Annotated in this window: 14 protein-coding genes; 10 read left to right on the top strand and 4 right to left on the bottom strand. The window is 67.8% G+C overall.

What is annotated here, in order from left to right:
- Positions 1-2: 2 nt before the first annotated feature.
- Together BST17_RS12310 and BST17_RS12305 are read left to right on the top strand one after the other, a co-directional pair.
- Positions 3-779 carry a nitrilase-related carbon-nitrogen hydrolase gene (locus BST17_RS12310; RefSeq protein WP_234807648.1) on the top strand — a complete coding sequence of 259 codons (777 nt, stop codon included), beginning with the start codon at positions 3-5 and terminating at the stop codon, positions 777-779.
- A 9-nt stretch (positions 780-788) separates the two neighbouring features.
- The gene (locus tag BST17_RS12305; RefSeq protein WP_083058206.1) at positions 789-2,243 is read left to right on the top strand and encodes a purine-cytosine permease family protein; all 1,455 of its coding nucleotides are present in this window, start codon (positions 789-791) and stop codon (positions 2,241-2,243) included.
- Here the strand turns inward: BST17_RS12305 and BST17_RS12300 are convergent.
- Positions 2,240-3,055, bottom strand: a complete 816-nt coding sequence (locus BST17_RS12300) for a helix-turn-helix transcriptional regulator (RefSeq protein ID WP_083058204.1) — start codon at positions 3,053-3,055, stop codon at positions 2,240-2,242. The two genes, BST17_RS12305 and BST17_RS12300, sit on opposite strands and share 4 nt — an antisense overlap.
- 56 nt (positions 3,056-3,111) lie before the next feature.
- Here BST17_RS12300 and BST17_RS12295 point away from each other — a divergent pair, with 56 nt between their 5' ends.
- The 6 genes from BST17_RS12295 to BST17_RS12270 are packed head-to-tail and all read left to right on the top strand — an operon-like array spanning position 3,112 to position 10,390.
- Complete coding sequence (locus BST17_RS12295) at positions 3,112-4,818, top strand: AMP-binding protein (RefSeq protein ID WP_083058203.1); 1,707 nt, start codon at positions 3,112-3,114, stop codon at positions 4,816-4,818.
- A 10-nt stretch (positions 4,819-4,828) separates the two neighbouring features.
- Positions 4,829-6,436, top strand: a complete 1,608-nt coding sequence (locus tag BST17_RS12290) for an AMP-binding protein (RefSeq protein ID WP_083058201.1) — start codon at positions 4,829-4,831, stop codon at positions 6,434-6,436.
- Between the two features lie 14 nt (positions 6,437-6,450).
- Positions 6,451-6,831 (top strand): hypothetical protein, encoded by a 381-nt coding sequence (locus BST17_RS12285; RefSeq protein ID WP_234807647.1) that lies wholly within the window; start codon positions 6,451-6,453, stop codon positions 6,829-6,831.
- A gap of 21 nt (positions 6,832-6,852) precedes the next feature.
- Positions 6,853-7,713 (top strand): rhomboid family intramembrane serine protease, encoded by an 861-nt coding sequence (locus tag BST17_RS12280; protein ID WP_083058200.1) that lies wholly within the window; start codon positions 6,853-6,855, stop codon positions 7,711-7,713.
- A gap of 20 nt (positions 7,714-7,733) precedes the next feature.
- On the top strand, positions 7,734-8,381 hold the full coding sequence (locus tag BST17_RS12275; RefSeq protein ID WP_083058198.1) for an ATP-binding cassette domain-containing protein: 648 nt from the start codon (positions 7,734-7,736) through the stop codon (positions 8,379-8,381).
- A 2-nt stretch (positions 8,382-8,383) separates the two neighbouring features.
- Positions 8,384-10,390, top strand: a complete 2,007-nt coding sequence (locus BST17_RS12270) for a YhgE/Pip domain-containing protein (RefSeq protein ID WP_083058197.1) — start codon at positions 8,384-8,386, stop codon at positions 10,388-10,390.
- A 70-nt stretch (positions 10,391-10,460) separates the two neighbouring features.
- Here the strand turns inward: BST17_RS12270 and BST17_RS12265 are convergent, their stop codons facing one another.
- Entirely contained in the window at positions 10,461-10,871 is a 411-nt protein-coding gene (locus BST17_RS12265; RefSeq protein WP_083058195.1) for a DoxX family protein, read from the bottom strand.
- A gap of 42 nt (positions 10,872-10,913) precedes the next feature.
- Positions 10,914-11,312 carry a DoxX family protein gene (locus BST17_RS12260; protein WP_083058194.1) on the bottom strand — a complete coding sequence of 133 codons (399 nt, stop codon included), beginning with the start codon at positions 11,310-11,312 and terminating at the stop codon, positions 10,914-10,916.
- A gap of 225 nt (positions 11,313-11,537) precedes the next feature.
- On the opposite strand from BST17_RS12260, the gene BST17_RS12255 reads away from it, so the two are divergent.
- Together BST17_RS12255 and BST17_RS12250 are read left to right on the top strand one after the other, a co-directional pair.
- A complete protein-coding gene (locus BST17_RS12255; RefSeq protein WP_083058305.1) occupies positions 11,538-12,242 on the top strand; it encodes a response regulator transcription factor in 705 nt (234 codons plus the stop codon).
- Positions 12,242-13,777: a sensor histidine kinase gene (locus BST17_RS12250; protein WP_083058192.1), complete on the top strand. Its 1,536-nt coding sequence runs from the start codon at positions 12,242-12,244 to the stop codon at positions 13,775-13,777. The genes BST17_RS12255 and BST17_RS12250 overlap by 1 nt, the downstream gene beginning before the upstream one ends.
- Here the strand turns inward: BST17_RS12250 and BST17_RS12245 are convergent.
- Positions 13,700-15,145, bottom strand: coding sequence for an acetyl-coenzyme A carboxylase carboxyl transferase subunits beta/alpha (locus tag BST17_RS12245; RefSeq protein ID WP_083058191.1), 1,446 nt, complete (start codon positions 15,143-15,145; stop codon positions 13,700-13,702). The genes BST17_RS12250 and BST17_RS12245 overlap by 78 nt on opposite strands.
- Positions 15,146-15,162 lie beyond the last annotated feature (17 nt).

Below are 15,162 nucleotides of genomic sequence, written 5' to 3'. Positions count from 1 at the left end.
GGGTGTCTGCCATCGCGTTGCCGATCCAGTTCGGCGATGAGAAGCGCAATCTCGCCGCGGCGAAGCGTGCCCTGCAGCTGTCACCACCCGGTCCACAGCTGGTTGTTCTTCCGGAGTTGGCCACCAGTGGCTACGTCTTCAACGATGTCGACGAAGCCCGTTCGCTGTCGATGAGCGTCGACGATTCGCGACTGGTGGCACTGGCCGCCGACGTGCCAGAAGGCGCCGTCGCGGTGATCGGGTTCTGTGAGCGCGCGGGCGAAAAGCTGTTCAACTCCGCATTGGTCTTCGACCGGAGCGGGACACTGGGCTGCTATCGCAAGGCGCACCTGTGGGACGCCGAACACCGGTTCTTCGATGTCGGGGACCAGGCCGGGCTGGTGCTCGACACGTCGATCGGTCGACTCGGTGTCGCCATCTGCTACGACGTCGAGTTTCCGGAATTGCCAAGGCGATTGGCGCTGGCCGGAGCGGAAGTACTGGCCTTGCCGGTCAACTGGCCACGAGTGGACCGGCCGCACGGCGAGCATCCGCCCGAAACCATCCAGGTGATGGCCGCAGCACGCGCGTCGCGGCTGCCGACGGCCATCGCGGACCGATCCGGCACAGAGCGCGGCGTCGAATGGACAGGCGGCACCGCCGTCGTCTCGGGCGAGGGCTGGGTGGTCGCGACGCCCGGCGCCGACGGTGTCGCTTCGTCGTTCGTCGAAATCACTTCGAGCAAGTCCAATGGTGAGCACAACGACCTGTTCGCTGACCGGCGACCGGATCTGTACTGAGGGGAATCGATGTCTGACACGCCCGCTATCGAATCGAAATCCATCGACTGGGTTCCGCTCGCCGAACGCCGCGGTCGACCCACGACGCTGTTCCCGCTGTGGTTCATGTCGAACGCCAACCTGACCACGTTGGCTACCGGCATGGTCGGAGCCGCTCTCGGTGCGTCGTTCATGACGTCACTGGTCGCGATCGTGCTCGGTGCCGCCGTGGGAACGGTTTTCACTGCATTCCATTCGGCGCAGGGTCCGCAACTGGGTCTGCCGCAGATGATCCAATCACGGGCTCAGTTCGGCTATCGCGGCGTCGTGGTGATCTGTGCGGTCGTGGTGTTCAGCATCGTCGGTTTCAACATCTTCAATCAGATCCTCGCGGCCGATGTGATCACATTGACCACCGGTGTGGACCTGCGCAACCTGTGGTTCGTGCTCATCACCGCTTCGGCGTTGACGCTCGCGATCTACGGTTACCACTGGATTCATCGCTTCCAGACCTGGCTGACATGGTTGTTCCTCGCGACGTTCGGGGTGTTCACCGTCGGCGCGTTGGTCATCCTGGACGTGCCATCGGGTCAGTTCGGATTCGGGGGATTCACGTGGGCGGCGTTCTTGGTTCAGTTCGCCGCCGCGGCGGCCTACGCACTCGGCTGGGCGCCCTACGTCTCGGACTATTCCCGCTACCTGCCGCCGCAGACCAGCCCGCGAAAGGCGTTGTGGTACACCTACGCCGGCGTGTTCATCGGTGCAACCTGGCTGATGGCGCTGGGCGCACTGGTCGCTGCGTTGTTCGCCGATACCTCCCCGCTGGAGGCGGTCAAGAGCGCCGCCGACGGAATGATCGCGGGGTCGGGTGCGTGGCTCCTGATCGCGGCCCTGCCCGGGCTGGTCACCGTGATCACCGTCAACATCTACGCGGCCTCGCTTGAGCTGATCACGATGGTCGACTCGTTCAAGGCGGTGCGGCCCACCCGTCGGCTCCGGGTCACCGCGTGCAGCATCGTGGCAGGCGCCGGACTGCTGGGCGCCGTGTTGTCCACCGGTGAGTTCCTGTCCAATTTCGGGAGTTTCCTGGTCGTGCTGTTGTACCTACTGGTGCCGTGGACCTCGGTCAATCTCGTCGACTACTACTTCGTCCGACGCGGCCGCTACGCAATCCGGGAGATCTTCGTGCCCGGGGGCGGGGTGTACGGAACATGGGGCTGGCGTGGCCTGGGCGCCTATGTCATCGGCATCGTCGCGATGATCCCGTTCGTGGTGACGGTCTGGTACACCGGCCCGGTGGCGGCAGCTCTGGGCGATGTGGACATCGCACTGTTCGTGGGATTGTTCGCGTCCGCCGTCGCCTATGTGCTGATGGCCCGATCGCTGGACCTCGGCGCCGAGATCGCCAAGGCCGAGGCGGATTCTCGCGACCACGGTGTCGAGGCAGTCAGCTTCTCGGGCCGCGTCGCTCCCGTCGAGACTTAGGGCACCAGTCCGGCTCGGCGTGCTTTCGAGACGGCCTCGTGCCGGGTCTTGGTGCCGAGCTTGGATGCGGCACTACGCAGATAGCTCTTGACGGTTTCTGTCTTGAGCGAGAGCCGCTGCGCAGCCTCGGCATTGGTGCAACCCAGCGCCACCTGCGCCAGCACGTCGAGTTCACGGGGTGTCAGATGGAACTCCGAGGCGGCGGGTGCGGACAGCAGATCGGCCAGCCGGTGCAGTTCGGTGCCGGTGGCGTCATCGGTGCGCGCAGCGAGCGTGCGCAGGCCGGCGTAGACCTCGCGGATGGTCTCCGGGTTCGCCGCGCCGGCGGCCCGGGCCTCCAGCAACCGCATCCGGCGGTCCACCTCGTCGCGCACCTGCAACTCGTGGGCCAGCCGCCGCGCCGAACCGACCATCAGGTCCGCGGCCAGCCCGCCGAACGGCGCGCCGGACCGGTAGGCGCCATAGAGCATGGCCCGCGGCACCCCGTCGACCACGACGGGTACCGCCAGTACCGACCGGATGCCCTCGGTCAGCACCGGGGTGTCGTAGTCATGGGTGATGGTCGCGGCGCTGCGGTAGTCCGACACCGCCAGCGGCCGGCCGGCGACCATGCTGGCCCCGCCAAGCCCGGAACTGGACCGCACCACCAGCCCGCGCAGCCCGGCGGTCCGGGTGCCGACGAACTCGGTGAGCAACAGCGCGTCGTCGTGCACCTCGCCGCCGAACAGCACCGGCACGTCACCCTCGACGGCCACCCGACGCAACTCGGCGCGTACGGCGTCGGTGTCGCGGGGCCGGAGCAGGGATGGCACTGGTCCCCTCTTTCGGGGGTAGCGGGCGGGCAACTGTGACCTAGATCCTAGTCGCCATGAGCAACAACACCGAGCGCTATCGCGCCGCCCGCGACCAGCTGGTGGCCATGATCAGCGACTATGACAAAGCCGTCGCCACTTTTGCGTGGCCCCATATCGAGGGCACCTTCAACTGGGCCATCGACTGGTTCGATGTCATCGCGCGGGACAACAACCGCCCGGCGCTGTGGATCGTGGAGCAGGACGGCCGCGAGACCAAGGTCAGCTTCGCCGAGATGTCCGAGCGTTCTGACCGCGTCGCCACGTGGCTGAGGGGGCTGGGTGTCGGCAAGGGCGACCGCGTCATCCTGATGCTCGGTAACCAGGTCGAACTGTGGGAAGCCATGCTCGCGGTCGCCAAACTCGGCGCCGTCGTCATGCCCACCACCGGCGCGCTCGGCCCGGCCGATGTGGAAGACCGCATCGACCGCGGCGGTGCGCGTTTCGTGATCGCCAACGCCGCCGACGCGCCGAAGTTCGACAACGTACCCGGCGACTACGTGCGCATCAGTATCGGAGATGTCGAAGGCTGGCAGTCCTATGCCGATGCGTACGACATGGTGCCGGAAACGTTCCGGTCGGTCACCGCAGTCGAGGACCCGCTGCTGGTCTACTTCACCTCCGGCACCACCAGCAAGCCCAAACTCGTCGAGCACTCCCAGGTGTCCTACCCGGTCGGTCACATGTCGACGATGGCCTGGATCGGCGTCACCCCCGGCGACGTGCACCTGGCGATCAGCTCGCCGGGCTGGGCCAAGCACGCCTGGAGTTGCTTCTTCGCGCCGTGGATTGCCGAGGCGACCATCTTCGTCTACAACTACAGCCGCTTCGACGCCGCCGCGCTGCTGCACCAGATCCGCCGCGCGCGCGTCAACACGTTCTGCGCCCCGCCGACGGTGTGGCGGATGCTCATCCAGGCCGACCTCGGCGCCAAACCCGAAGGGCTGCGCGAGATACTGGGTGCCGGCGAACCGCTGAACCCGGAGGTCATCGGCGCCGTCGAACGCGCCTGGGGGCTGACCATCCGCGACGGATTCGGGCAGACCGAGACCACGTTGCAGGTCGGCAACACGCCCGGCCAACCCGTCAAACCCGGCTCGATGGGCCGGCCGATGCCCGGCGTGCCGGTGGTGCTCGTCGACCCGCTGACCGGGAAGCTCGCCGACGAGGGTGAGATCTGCCTGGACCTGAGCACCCGGCCGGTCAACCTGATGACCGGCTACCTGGGCGACCCGAAGCGCAACGACGCCGTCATGTCCGGCGGGTACTACCACACCGGCGACGTGGCCGCCCGCGACGCCGATGGCTACATCACCTACATCGGGCGCACCGACGACGTTTTCAAATCCAGCGACTACAAGGTCTCCCCGTTCGAGTTGGAGAGCGTGCTGATCGAGCATCCGGCCGTCGTCGAGGCCGCCATCGTTCCGCAGCCCCACGACACCCGGCTGGCGATCCCCAAGGCCTATGTCGCGCTGGCCGACGGCTGGCCCGCCGACGCCGAAACTGCCAGAGGCATCATGGAATACGCCCGGGATCACCTGGCGCCGTATCTGAAGGTGCGCCGCGTCGAGTTCTTCGAACTGCCCAAGACCATTTCGGGCAAGATCCGGCGCGTCGAGCTGCGCCGGCGCGAAGATGAGGCACACGGGTCGGGCGCGCCGATCGATACCGAATACCGCTACGAGGATTTGCTGGGCGAGCGAAGCGACGGGAAAGAATGAGGTGGACTAGATGAACAGCTATGACGCCGGGCCGACCACGACGCCCGTCATCGAAGAGACCATCGGCGCGAACTTCGAGCGCACCGCCGCGGCGCATCCCGACATCGAGGCGCTCGTCGACGTCGCGCAGGGCAGGCGCTGGACCTACCGGGAACTCGACGCGGAGATCGACATCGTCGCCCGCGGGCTGCTCGGCCGCGGTATCGCCAAGGGCGACCGGGTCGGCATCTGGTCGCCGAACCGGTCCGAGTGGACCATCGTCCAGTACGCGACCGCCAAGATCGGCGCCATCCTGGTCAACATCAACCCGGCCTACCGCACCCACGAACTGGCGTACGTGCTCAATCAATCCGGCGTGCGGATGCTGATCTCGGCGACCGAGTTCAAGAGCAGTGACTACGTCGCCATGGTCGACGAGGTCCGCGGCCAGGCGCCAACACTCAGCGAGGTCATCTTCCTCGGCACGCCGGACTGGGACGCGTTGCGCGCCGATACCGTCGACGAGCACGAACTGGCCCAGCGGCAGGTAACTCTGGCGAACACCGACCCGATCAACATCCAGTACACCTCGGGCACAACGGGATTCCCGAAGGGTGCCACACTGTCGCACAGAAACATCCTGAACAACGGCTTCTTCGTCACCGAGGGCATCAACCTGCGACCCGGTGACCGGCTCTGCATTCCGGTGCCGTTCTACCACTGCTTCGGCATGGTGATGGGCAACCTCGGCTGCACCACCCACGGTGTCACCATGGTCATCCCCGCGCCGGGCTTCGACCCGGGTATCACGCTGGAAACCATTGAGGCCGAACGGTGTACCGGTGTCTACGGCGTGCCGACGATGTTCATCGCCATGCAGAACCACCCGAGCTTTCCCGACCGCGATCTGTCCAGCCTACGCACCGGCATCATGGCCGGCGCGGTCTGCCCGATCGAGGTGATGAAGCGCTGCATCAACGACATGCACATGGCCGAGGTCGCCATCGCCTACGGTATGACCGAGACGTCGCCGGTGTCATGCCAAACCCTGCACGACGACGACCTGGAGCGGCGCACCGCGACCATCGGCCGCGCACACCCGCACGTCGAGGTGAAGATCGTCGACCCGAACACCGGCGTCGAGGTCGAGCGCGGACAGCCCGGTGAGTTCTGCACCCGGGGTTACTCGGTGATGCTCGGGTATTGGGAGGACCCCGAGAAAACCGCCGAGGCCATCGACGACCAAGGCTGGATGCACACCGGCGACCTCGCGGTCATGCGCGCCGACGGCTACTGCACCATCGTCGGCCGCATCAAGGACATGGTGATCCGCGGTGGTGAGAACGTCTATCCCCGCGAGATCGAGGAGTTTCTCTACACCCACCCCGGCATCGAGGACGCCCAGGTGATCGGGGTGCCCGACGCCAGGTACGGCGAGGAGATCTGCGCCTGGATCAAGATGAAACCGGGCGCCGACGCGCTGGACGCCGCCGCGGTCCGAGCGTTCGCCGAGGGCAAGCTGGCGCACTACAAGATCCCGCGCTACGTGCACCTGGTCGATGAGTTCCCGATGACCGTCACCGGCAAGATCCGCAAGGTGCAGATGCGTGAGGAGAGCGTGCAGATCCTGGGGCTGTAGGGAACAGTTGTCACATGGCGGTGCTCGGGCGACGACTGTGCGCGGTGCTCGCCGTGATGTCGGCAATGCTGCACCTGGCCATGCTCGGCCACGCGGGCAACGCCGCGCTGACCGTCGGCATCACCGCCATGGCGCTGGCCTGTCTGTACTGCGGTTACGAACTGTGGCGCGGCGGCTCGCTGCGCATCTGGTGTGCGGTAGCCGTGATGAGTCTGGCCATGGTCGGTGCGCACTGGTCGCTGCCGGGGCACCGACACGGCGCGGTCGTCGAGTCCGCGGCAGCACCGGTGGGCGCGCTGATGGCGGTGGCCACCGCGGTATCCCTGGCCGAGGCCGCCATCGCCACGATCGTGCTGTTCGTGTTGACGCGGCGGCGGGTGAGCCACCTGGTCTGAGCCATCGGACAGAATGGAGACATGACGCCCCCGCAGGCCCCGGTCTGTTACCGCCACCCCGGCCGCCAGTCCTACGTCTCGTGCACCCGCTGCGGGCGCTACATCTGCGGGGACTGCATGCAGTCGGCAGCCGTGGGTCACCAGTGCCCGGAGTGCGTCTCGGCGGGCGCGGCCACCGTCCGCCCGGTGCAGGGCCGTTTCGGCGGCAAGGTCGCCGGCCAGACTCCCGTCATCACCTACGCGTTGATCGCGGTCAACGTCGTCATGTTCGTGCTGCAGATGGCATCGGGCCGGCTGGAGAACGAGCTGACGCTGTGGCCGCCGGCGGTCGCCGACGGCCAGTACTACCGGCTCGTGACCTCGGCCTTCCTGCACTACGGCATCGCGCACATCCTGTTCAACATGTACGCGCTGTACGTCATCGGCCCGTCACTGGAGCGGCTGCTGGGCCGGGTGCGGTTCGGCGCGCTCTACGGGCTCAGTGCCCTCGGCGGATCGGTGCTGGTGTACCTGATCTCGCCGCTGAACACCGCCACCGCGGGCGCCTCGGGTGCGGTGTTCGGATTGTTCGGCGCGATCTTCGTGGTGTCGCGCAAGCTCAACCTGGACGTCAAGTGGGTCATCGGCCTGATCGTGCTGAACGTGGTGTTCACCTTCGCCGCCCCACTGATCGGCGCCGGCGCGATCAGCTGGCAGGGCCACCTCGGCGGCCTGATCACCGGTGGCCTGGTCGCCGCGGGCTTCGTCTACGCCCCGCGCGCACAACGAAATCTGGTGCAGGGCGCGGTGGCAGGCGGTCTGCTGCTGCTGTTCGGCGTGCTCATCTGGTGGCGGACAGCGGAATTGCTCTCGATGTTCGGCGGGTACCTTCACCTGGGCTGAGTCTGTGCTGAGATTGGTCGGTGACAGATGCTGAACCGGCCGTCGTCGCCAGGGGAATCCGCGTCAAGGGTCCGTGGGGACCGGTCTACGGCCCGGTCGACCTGGACGTCCATGCCGGCGGTGTGACCGCGCTGGTCCACCCGGCCGGCACCGGACGCACCGCGCTGCTGCTCACGCTGGCGGGCCGGATGCGCCCGGAGGCGGGCACCGTCACCGTGTTCGGCCACACCGATGCCCGCAAGATCTTCGCGGTGTCGGCGCTGGCCAACATCGATCGGCTCGACAAGATCGCCGAATCGGTCACCGTCGGTGATCTGATCACCGAGCAGATGCGCTGGGATGCGCCCTGGTACCGGTTCATCGGCAAGGCGGGCACGGGCGACCTCGCCGGGCTGTGCGCGAGCACCTTCGGGCACATACCGCTGCCGAGTCTGGACGCCTACTTCGACCAGATCGGTGAGCTGGCGCAGGTGTTGCTGCGCATCGCGCTGGCCAACACCGCCACCCCGCCCCTGCTGGTGGTCGGAGACCTGGACGGCATCACCGATGACGAGAACCGCGCCGTGGTGCTGGAACGCCTGACCGCGCTGGGGGAGAACCAGACGGTGATCACCGCGTCCGCCAACTCCGTTCCCGGAGCCCGCGCCGAATTGAAAGTGAGTGAGTGACCATGCTTGCCGGAATGTCGCTGGGCACCGATCTGAAGCGTTTCTCCCGTGGTGCCATGCCACGCATCGCCCTGGTGACGGTGGTGCTGATGCCGTTGCTCTACGGCGCGATGTACCTGTGGGCGTTCTGGAATCCGTTCGACGCCGTCAACAAGGTCCCGGTGGCGTTGGTCAACGAGGACACCGGCACCGAGGTCGACGGCAAACCCCTGGACGCCGGCCGGCAGGTGGCCGATGCCCTGATCAGCTCGGGACAGCTTCAGCTGCACGAGGTTTCGGCGAGTGAGGCCGCCGACGGGCTGAGCAGTGGCAAGTACTACTTCACCGTCACCCTGCCGAAGGATTTCAGCGCCGACATCGCCTCGCCCTCGGGTGGCTCGCCGCAGCAGGCCGATATCGACTTCACGTTCAACGACGCCAACAACTATCTGGGCTCGATCATCGGGCAGAACGCCGCCCGCGAGGTCATCAACCAGGTCAACGCCAGCATCGGCCAGCAGACCGTCGGCACCGTGCTGACCGGCCTGACCGATGCCGGGGCCGGACTGGTGCAGGCCGCCGACGGTGCCCAGCAGCTGGCCACCGGCAACGCGCAGGCCAACGACGGAGCACAGCAATTGGCTGACGGCGCCGGTGAATTGACCGCCGGGTTGGTCACCGCGCGCGATGGGTCGGCGCAGCTGATGGCGGGCACCCAGCAGCTGTCCAGCAAGGTCGACGAGGCCACCGGCCCGCTGCTGCAGATGCTGGACCGGGTCGGCGGGTTACAGCTGGACCCGAATGAGGTGGGTCTGCTGGCACAGCGTCTCAGCGCGGCGGTGCGCTCCACCACCGATCGCGTCGCCGCGCTGAACATCGACCAGGTGCACGCCGCGGCACTGGTCGACCAGGCCGTCGGCCTGCTGCAGACCAACCCCGACCCGACGGTGCGCCATGCCGGCGATGTGCTGGCCGGGGCGCAACGACTGTTGCGCGCCAACGGGATCGACCCGGCCACCGATGACGGCCTGCTGCGGCTGCGCGATAGTGCCGCCCAGCTGGAAGGTGAGCTCGGCGACCCGAACAGCAAGCTGCGGGTGTTCATCACCCGGGCGCTGAACGGTGGTCTGCGCGATGACGTGGCGCAACTGCGCGACGGGGTCGATCAGTTGAACACCGGTGCCCATCAACTCAACAGCGGGCTGGTCCAGCTGGCCGCCGGTGGGCGGCAGTTGGCCGGCGGGGCAAGCCAACTCGCCGACGGCACCCAGAAGCTCGCCGACGGCAGCGCGGAGTTGGCGAGCAAGCTCAAGGAGGGCTCGGCCCAGGTGCCGTCCTGGACCCCGCAGCAGCGCACCGAGGTGGCCCGGACGATGGCCGCCCCGGTGGCACTCGAACTGCAGACCGACAATCCGGCCGCCACCTTCGGTACCGGATTCGCGCCGTTCTTCCTGCCGCTGGCGCTGTTCATCGGGGCGCTGATCATCTGGATGTTGCTCAAGCCCATGCAGTCCCGGCCGATCGTGCACGGTCTCGGTGCGCTGCGGGTGGTGTTGGCGTCCTACTGGCCTGCGCTGCTGATCGTGGTCTGCCAGGTGCTGGTGATGTATGTGGTCGTGCATTTCGGTGTCGGCCTGCAGGCGAGGTATCCGCTGGCGACGGTGGCGTTCCTGTTCCTCATCGGCGCGACGTTCCTGGCAGTGATCCAGGCCTTCAACGCGTTGTTCGGTGTCTCGGTGGGCCGCGTGGTGACGCTGGCCTTCCTGATGCTGCAACTGGTGTCGGCCGGCGGCATCTACCCGGTCGAGACCACCGCCAGACCGTTCCAGATCCTGCACCCGTTCGACCCGATGACCTACGCCGTCAACGGATTGCGGCAGACCATCGCCGGCGGGGTGGATTCCCGGTTGTGGATCGCCATCGCGGTGCTCGGTGGTCTGCTGATCGCGGCGCTGGCCGCCAGCTCGTGGGCGGCCCGGCGCGATCGGCAGTACACGATGGAGCGGCTCAACCCGCCGATCGAGGTGTAGCGGCGTCGCCGAGTGTGAAACCTCTGCGGGTATCTCGGCGAAACACCGCAGAGGATTCACACTCGCGAGGTCAGCGGCGGTTGATCGACAACGCTCCCGGGCCGGTGAACACCAGCAACAGGAAGATGAAGCTGTACAGCGCCGCGGTTTCACCGCCGTTGTCGATGGGCCAGAAACCGTCCGGGAAATGCATCCAGAAGTAGGCCACGGCCATCATGCCGGAGGCGACGAAGGCGGCGATACGGGTGAAGAAGCCGACGGTGATGAGCAGACCCAGCACGACTTCCAGCACGCCGGCCCACCACGCGGGCCAGGTGCCGACGGCGGCCGGCGACCCGCTGGGGAAACCGAACAGTTTGACGGTGCCGTGCATGGCATACATCAGACCGACCAGGATCCGGAACACCCCGAGTGCGAGGGGAACCCGGGCGGTCAGCGGATCCTGGAAGCGCGCCACGGTGTCGACGGTGGAAGTGGACATGCGTCAGATGGTGGCACGCACGTACCGGAAAGTGGCGGCTACCTACCTGCGGTTGATCGACAACGCTCCCGGGCCGGTGAACACCAGCAACAGGAAGATGAAGCTGTACAGCGCCGCGGTTTCACCGCCGTTGTCGATGGGCCAGAAGCCGTCCGGGAAGTGCATCCAGAAGTAGGCCACGGCCATCATGCCGGAGGCGACGAAGGCGGCGATACGGGTGAAGAAGCCGACGGTGATGAGCAGACCCAGCACGACTTCCAGCACGCCGGCCCACCACGCGGGCCAGGTGCCGACGGCGGCCGGCGACCCGCTGGGGAAACCGAACAGTTTGACCGTGCCGTGCATGACGAACATCAGACCCACAAGGATCCGGAACACGCCGAGCACGACGGGGGTGTTCGACGCGAGGCGTGTTTCGACCGCTGTCGTGGAGGTGGTCATGGTGTTCGGACCTTTCGGTGGATGAGTGAACGGGCGCCGTCCCCGCTGACGGATACCGAGTTCCGGTACGCGTCCAAGTCTTCCGGTAGGCCGGGACCGGGCCGGGACTCTCATAGACGATTCAAATGTTCTCCGGCACGAAAGTGCGGCAACAATGGAGAGGTGAAAACCGCACCCGTCGACGACCAGGGGCCGCGGCGCGCCATCCTCGGTCAGCTGCCGAAGATGTATCGCGCCGACGGTTCCCCCATCCGGGTGCTGCTCGTCGACGACGAACGCGCACTGACGAATCTGATCCGGATGGCTCTCACCTACGAGGGCTGGGAGATCGACGTCGCGCACGACGCTGTCGAGGCCCTGGAAAAATACCGGGCGAACACGCCGGACCTGCTGGTGCTGGACATCATGATGCCGGGCACCGACGGCCTGGAAGTGTTGGCGCAAATCCGTGAATCCGACGTCTACACCCCGACGCTGTTCCTCACCGCCCGCGACTCGGTGGCCGACCGGGTCAACGGGCTGACCGCCGGCGGCGACGACTACATGACCAAACCGTTCTCGTTGGAGGAACTGGTCGCTCGGCTGCGCGGCCTGCTGCGCCGCACCGCCTACCTGACCCCGGCCGAGGACGAGTCGCTGACCGTCGGCGACCTGTCCCTCGACGTCGCCAGCCGGGAGGTGACCCGCGGTGGCGAGCCGATCGCATTGACCTCCACCGAATTCGACCTGCTCCGGTTCCTGATGCGCAATCCGCGAAGAGCGTTGAGCCGCATGGAGATCCTGCAACGGGTCTGGGACTACGACTTCGGCGGCAAGACGAGCATCGTCGACCTGTACGTGTCGTATCTGCGCAAGAAGATCGACACCGACCGGGAGCCGATGATCCACACCGTGCGCGGTGTCGGCTACCTGCTGCGAGCCGCGCCGTGATGCGGGTGTGGCGCAGCTGGACGCTGCTGCGGCAGCTGGTCGTCGGACTGTCGCTGATGGTGATGCTGGCGGTCGCGACCATCGGTGCCATGTCGGTGGTGACACTGCGCTCCTCGGTGCTGGGCATCATCGACACCCAGCTCGCCGGCGCGCTGCAGGGGTGCGTCAGCTCCGTCGTCAAGTACCGCTCCACCCCGGGTCCCGACGGCGAACTGCCCGGACCGGGCGAGATGAAGCCTCTGGTCAACCTGATCGGTCAGGCGCAGGGCAACGTCGTCGCACTGATCCAGGGCGGGCAGGTCGTCGACTCCGCGCACTTCCTGCCCGACGACGCCGTCCCTGCGCCGCCGCAGGCTCTGGCCACCATCGCCGAGACAGCGTGGGCCGACGGCCAGATCCGTACCGTCGAACTGCCCGGCCTGGGCTGGTACCGGATGGCGGGGCAATCCGGTGAGGACGGCGAGATACTGGTGACCGGCGTCTCCCGCACCCCGGCGTGGGAGGCGATGGTGCGCGAGACCGCCGTCGTCACCGGGCTGACCCTGCTGGCGCTGGTGGTCACTGCCCTGAGCACGCTGGCCATCGTCCGGTTCGCCCTGCGGCCGCTGCACCGGGTGTCGGCGACCGCGGCTGAGGTCGCGACGCTGCCGCTGGACCGCGACAACCACACCATCACCCCGCGGGTGCCCGCCGGGGACACCGATCCCCGCACCGAGGTCGGCCAGGTGGGTGACACCCTGAACCGGCTGCTCGACCACGTCGAGGGCGCGCTGTCCGATGTCGCCGCCTCCGACCGGCGGATGCGCCAGTTCATCACCGACGCCAGCCATGAACTGCGTACCCCGCTGGCGGCGATCCACGGGTACGCCGAGCTGACCCGCCAGGATGCCGCCGTGCTCCCGGAGATGACCGAATATTCGCTGGCCCGGATCGAGGCCGAGGCGCGCCGGATGAGCTCGCTGGTGGCCGATCTGCTGCTGCTGGCCCGCCTCGACGAGGGGCAGGACCTCGACATGGTCGCCGTCGATCTGACCGGACTGCTCACCGACGCGGTCAACGACGTCGCGGTGTCGGCGCCCGAGCACCGCTGGACCCTCGATGTGCCCGACACTGCGGTGTGGGTGCGCGGCGACCGGGCCCGGCTGCACCAGACCATCGCCAACCTGCTGCACAACGCGCGGGTGCACACCCCGGCGGGGACCACCGTCGAGGCGGCCGTCGTGGTGGGCCCGGACGGGGTGGACCTGACCGTCACCGACGACGGACCCGGCATCGCGGCCGAACTGCTGCCGCACCTGTTCGAGCGGTTCGTGCGCGCGGACAAGTCACGCTCCCGTGAGGCGGGCAGCTTCGGGCTGGGTCTGTCCATCGCCGCATCGATCACGGAGGCGCATGGCGGGTCGATCACGGCCCGATCCATGCCCGGCGCAACGACATTCGCGGTCCGGCTGCCGGTGCTACAGGCCGATCCGGCGGTAGCGGTGCAGCCGGGTGCCGACCCGCTCCAGATCGGACATCGCCCGCAGCCGGTGTAACTCCACGGCGATGGTCGACGCCAGCCGTTCGGTGAACGCCCGCGGTTCGTCGGCGGCGTCCGGGTGTTCGGCCACGATCGCGTCGACGATCCCGTCGCGCAACAGATCCGCCGAGCGGATGCCCTGCGCGGCAGACAGTTCCGGCGCGTGATCGGTGTCGCGGAAGACGATGGCGCTGGCCCCCTCGGGCGGCAGCGGCGCCAACCAGCCGTGCTGGGCGGCCAGCACCCGATCGGCGGGCACCATCGCCAGCGCCGGCCCGCCGCTGCCCTGACCGAGCAGCACCGACACCGTCGGCACCTGCAGCGTCACCAACTCGGCCAGACAGCGGGCGATCTCACCTGCCAACCCCTCCTGCTCGGCCTCGGCCGACAGCGCCGGACCCGCGGTGTCGATGATCGACACCAGCGGTAGCCGCAACCCCGCTGCCAGCGCCATGCCCCGGCGCGCCTCCCGCAGGGCCTCCGGCCCCAGCATGCCGAGCCGGCGCTGTCCGAGCACCACCGCAGGCTGGCCGCCGAACCGGGCCAATGCCAACAGCATCTGCGTGCCGTTACCGGACAGCTGCACGGGATCGGCGGTGCCGTGCCGCAGCACGTACTCCGACCCCGGCCGGTCCGGCCGCCGCGAGGTCAGCACCGAGTCCCACGCCGCGATATCGGGAATCGGGTCGGCGTCGGGCGCCTCGGGAGCCGGGCCCGGCGGGTCGCACAGCACGGCCAGGGTGCGGTTGAGCACCGACCGCAGCTGCGGCAGCGCGACCACCCCGTCGATGACACCGTGCTGGTAGAGGTTCTCGGCGGTCTGCACCCCGGCCGGGAACTTCTCGCCGTACAGGTGCTCATACACCCGGGGCCCCAGGAAGCCGATGAGCGCGCCGGGTTCGGCGGCGGTGACGTGCCCGAGCGAACCCCAGGACGCGAACACCCCGCCGGTGGTGGGGTGGCGCAGATAGACGATGTAGGGCAGATGTTCGCGCTTGTGCAACTGCACGGCGGCGGCGATCTTGACCATCTGCAGGAACGCGACGGTGCCCTCCTGCATGCGCGTGCCGCCGGAGGCCGGCGAGGCCACCAGCGGCAGCCGCTCGGCGGTCGCCCGGGTGATCGCGGCGGTGATCCGTTCCGCGGCCGCCACCCCGATGGACCCGGCCAGGAACTCGAATTCGCAGGCCAGCACGGCTACCCGGCGCCCGAACACGGTGCCCTCCCCGGTCAGCACCGACTCGTCGAGACCGGATTTCCCGGCCGCGGCCGCCAACTCGGATCGGTACTCGTCGGTGGTCGCCACCTGCAGCGGGGCGGTGTCCCAGCTACGGAAGGAACCCTCGTCCAGGACGGCATCACGTAGTGCCAGCGCACTGCTCACACGAGAAGGCTAATAGG

Origin of the sequence: Mycolicibacterium bacteremicum (genome assembly GCF_002086115.1) — a bacterium.
In the GTDB taxonomy this organism is placed as follows: Bacteria; Actinomycetota; Actinomycetes; order Mycobacteriales; family Mycobacteriaceae; genus Mycobacterium; species Mycobacterium bacteremicum.
This window is presented reverse-complemented; position numbering and strand designations above follow the sequence as displayed.

Excerpts from the sequence above, each read along its gene's own strand:
- BST17_RS12295 (WP_083058203.1), top strand. The coding sequence starts at position 3,112 with ATGAGCAACAACACCGAGCGCTATCGCGCCGCCCGCGACCAGCTGGTG.
- BST17_RS12260 (WP_083058194.1), bottom strand. The coding sequence starts at position 11,312 with ATGACCACCTCCACGACAGCGGTCGAAACACGCCTCGCGTCGAACACC.
- BST17_RS12305 (WP_083058206.1), top strand. The coding sequence starts at position 789 with ATGTCTGACACGCCCGCTATCGAATCGAAATCCATCGACTGGGTTCCG.
- BST17_RS12265 (WP_083058195.1), bottom strand. The coding sequence starts at position 10,871 with ATGTCCACTTCCACCGTCGACACCGTGGCGCGCTTCCAGGATCCGCTG.
- BST17_RS12285 (WP_234807647.1), top strand. The coding sequence starts at position 6,451 with ATGGCGGTGCTCGGGCGACGACTGTGCGCGGTGCTCGCCGTGATGTCG.
- BST17_RS12280 (WP_083058200.1), top strand. The coding sequence starts at position 6,853 with ATGACGCCCCCGCAGGCCCCGGTCTGTTACCGCCACCCCGGCCGCCAG.
- BST17_RS12255 (WP_083058305.1), top strand. The coding sequence starts at position 11,538 with ATGTATCGCGCCGACGGTTCCCCCATCCGGGTGCTGCTCGTCGACGAC.
- BST17_RS12290 (WP_083058201.1), top strand. The coding sequence starts at position 4,829 with ATGAACAGCTATGACGCCGGGCCGACCACGACGCCCGTCATCGAAGAG.
- BST17_RS12250 (WP_083058192.1), top strand. The coding sequence starts at position 12,242 with ATGCGGGTGTGGCGCAGCTGGACGCTGCTGCGGCAGCTGGTCGTCGGA.
- BST17_RS12270 (WP_083058197.1), top strand. The coding sequence starts at position 8,384 with ATGCTTGCCGGAATGTCGCTGGGCACCGATCTGAAGCGTTTCTCCCGT.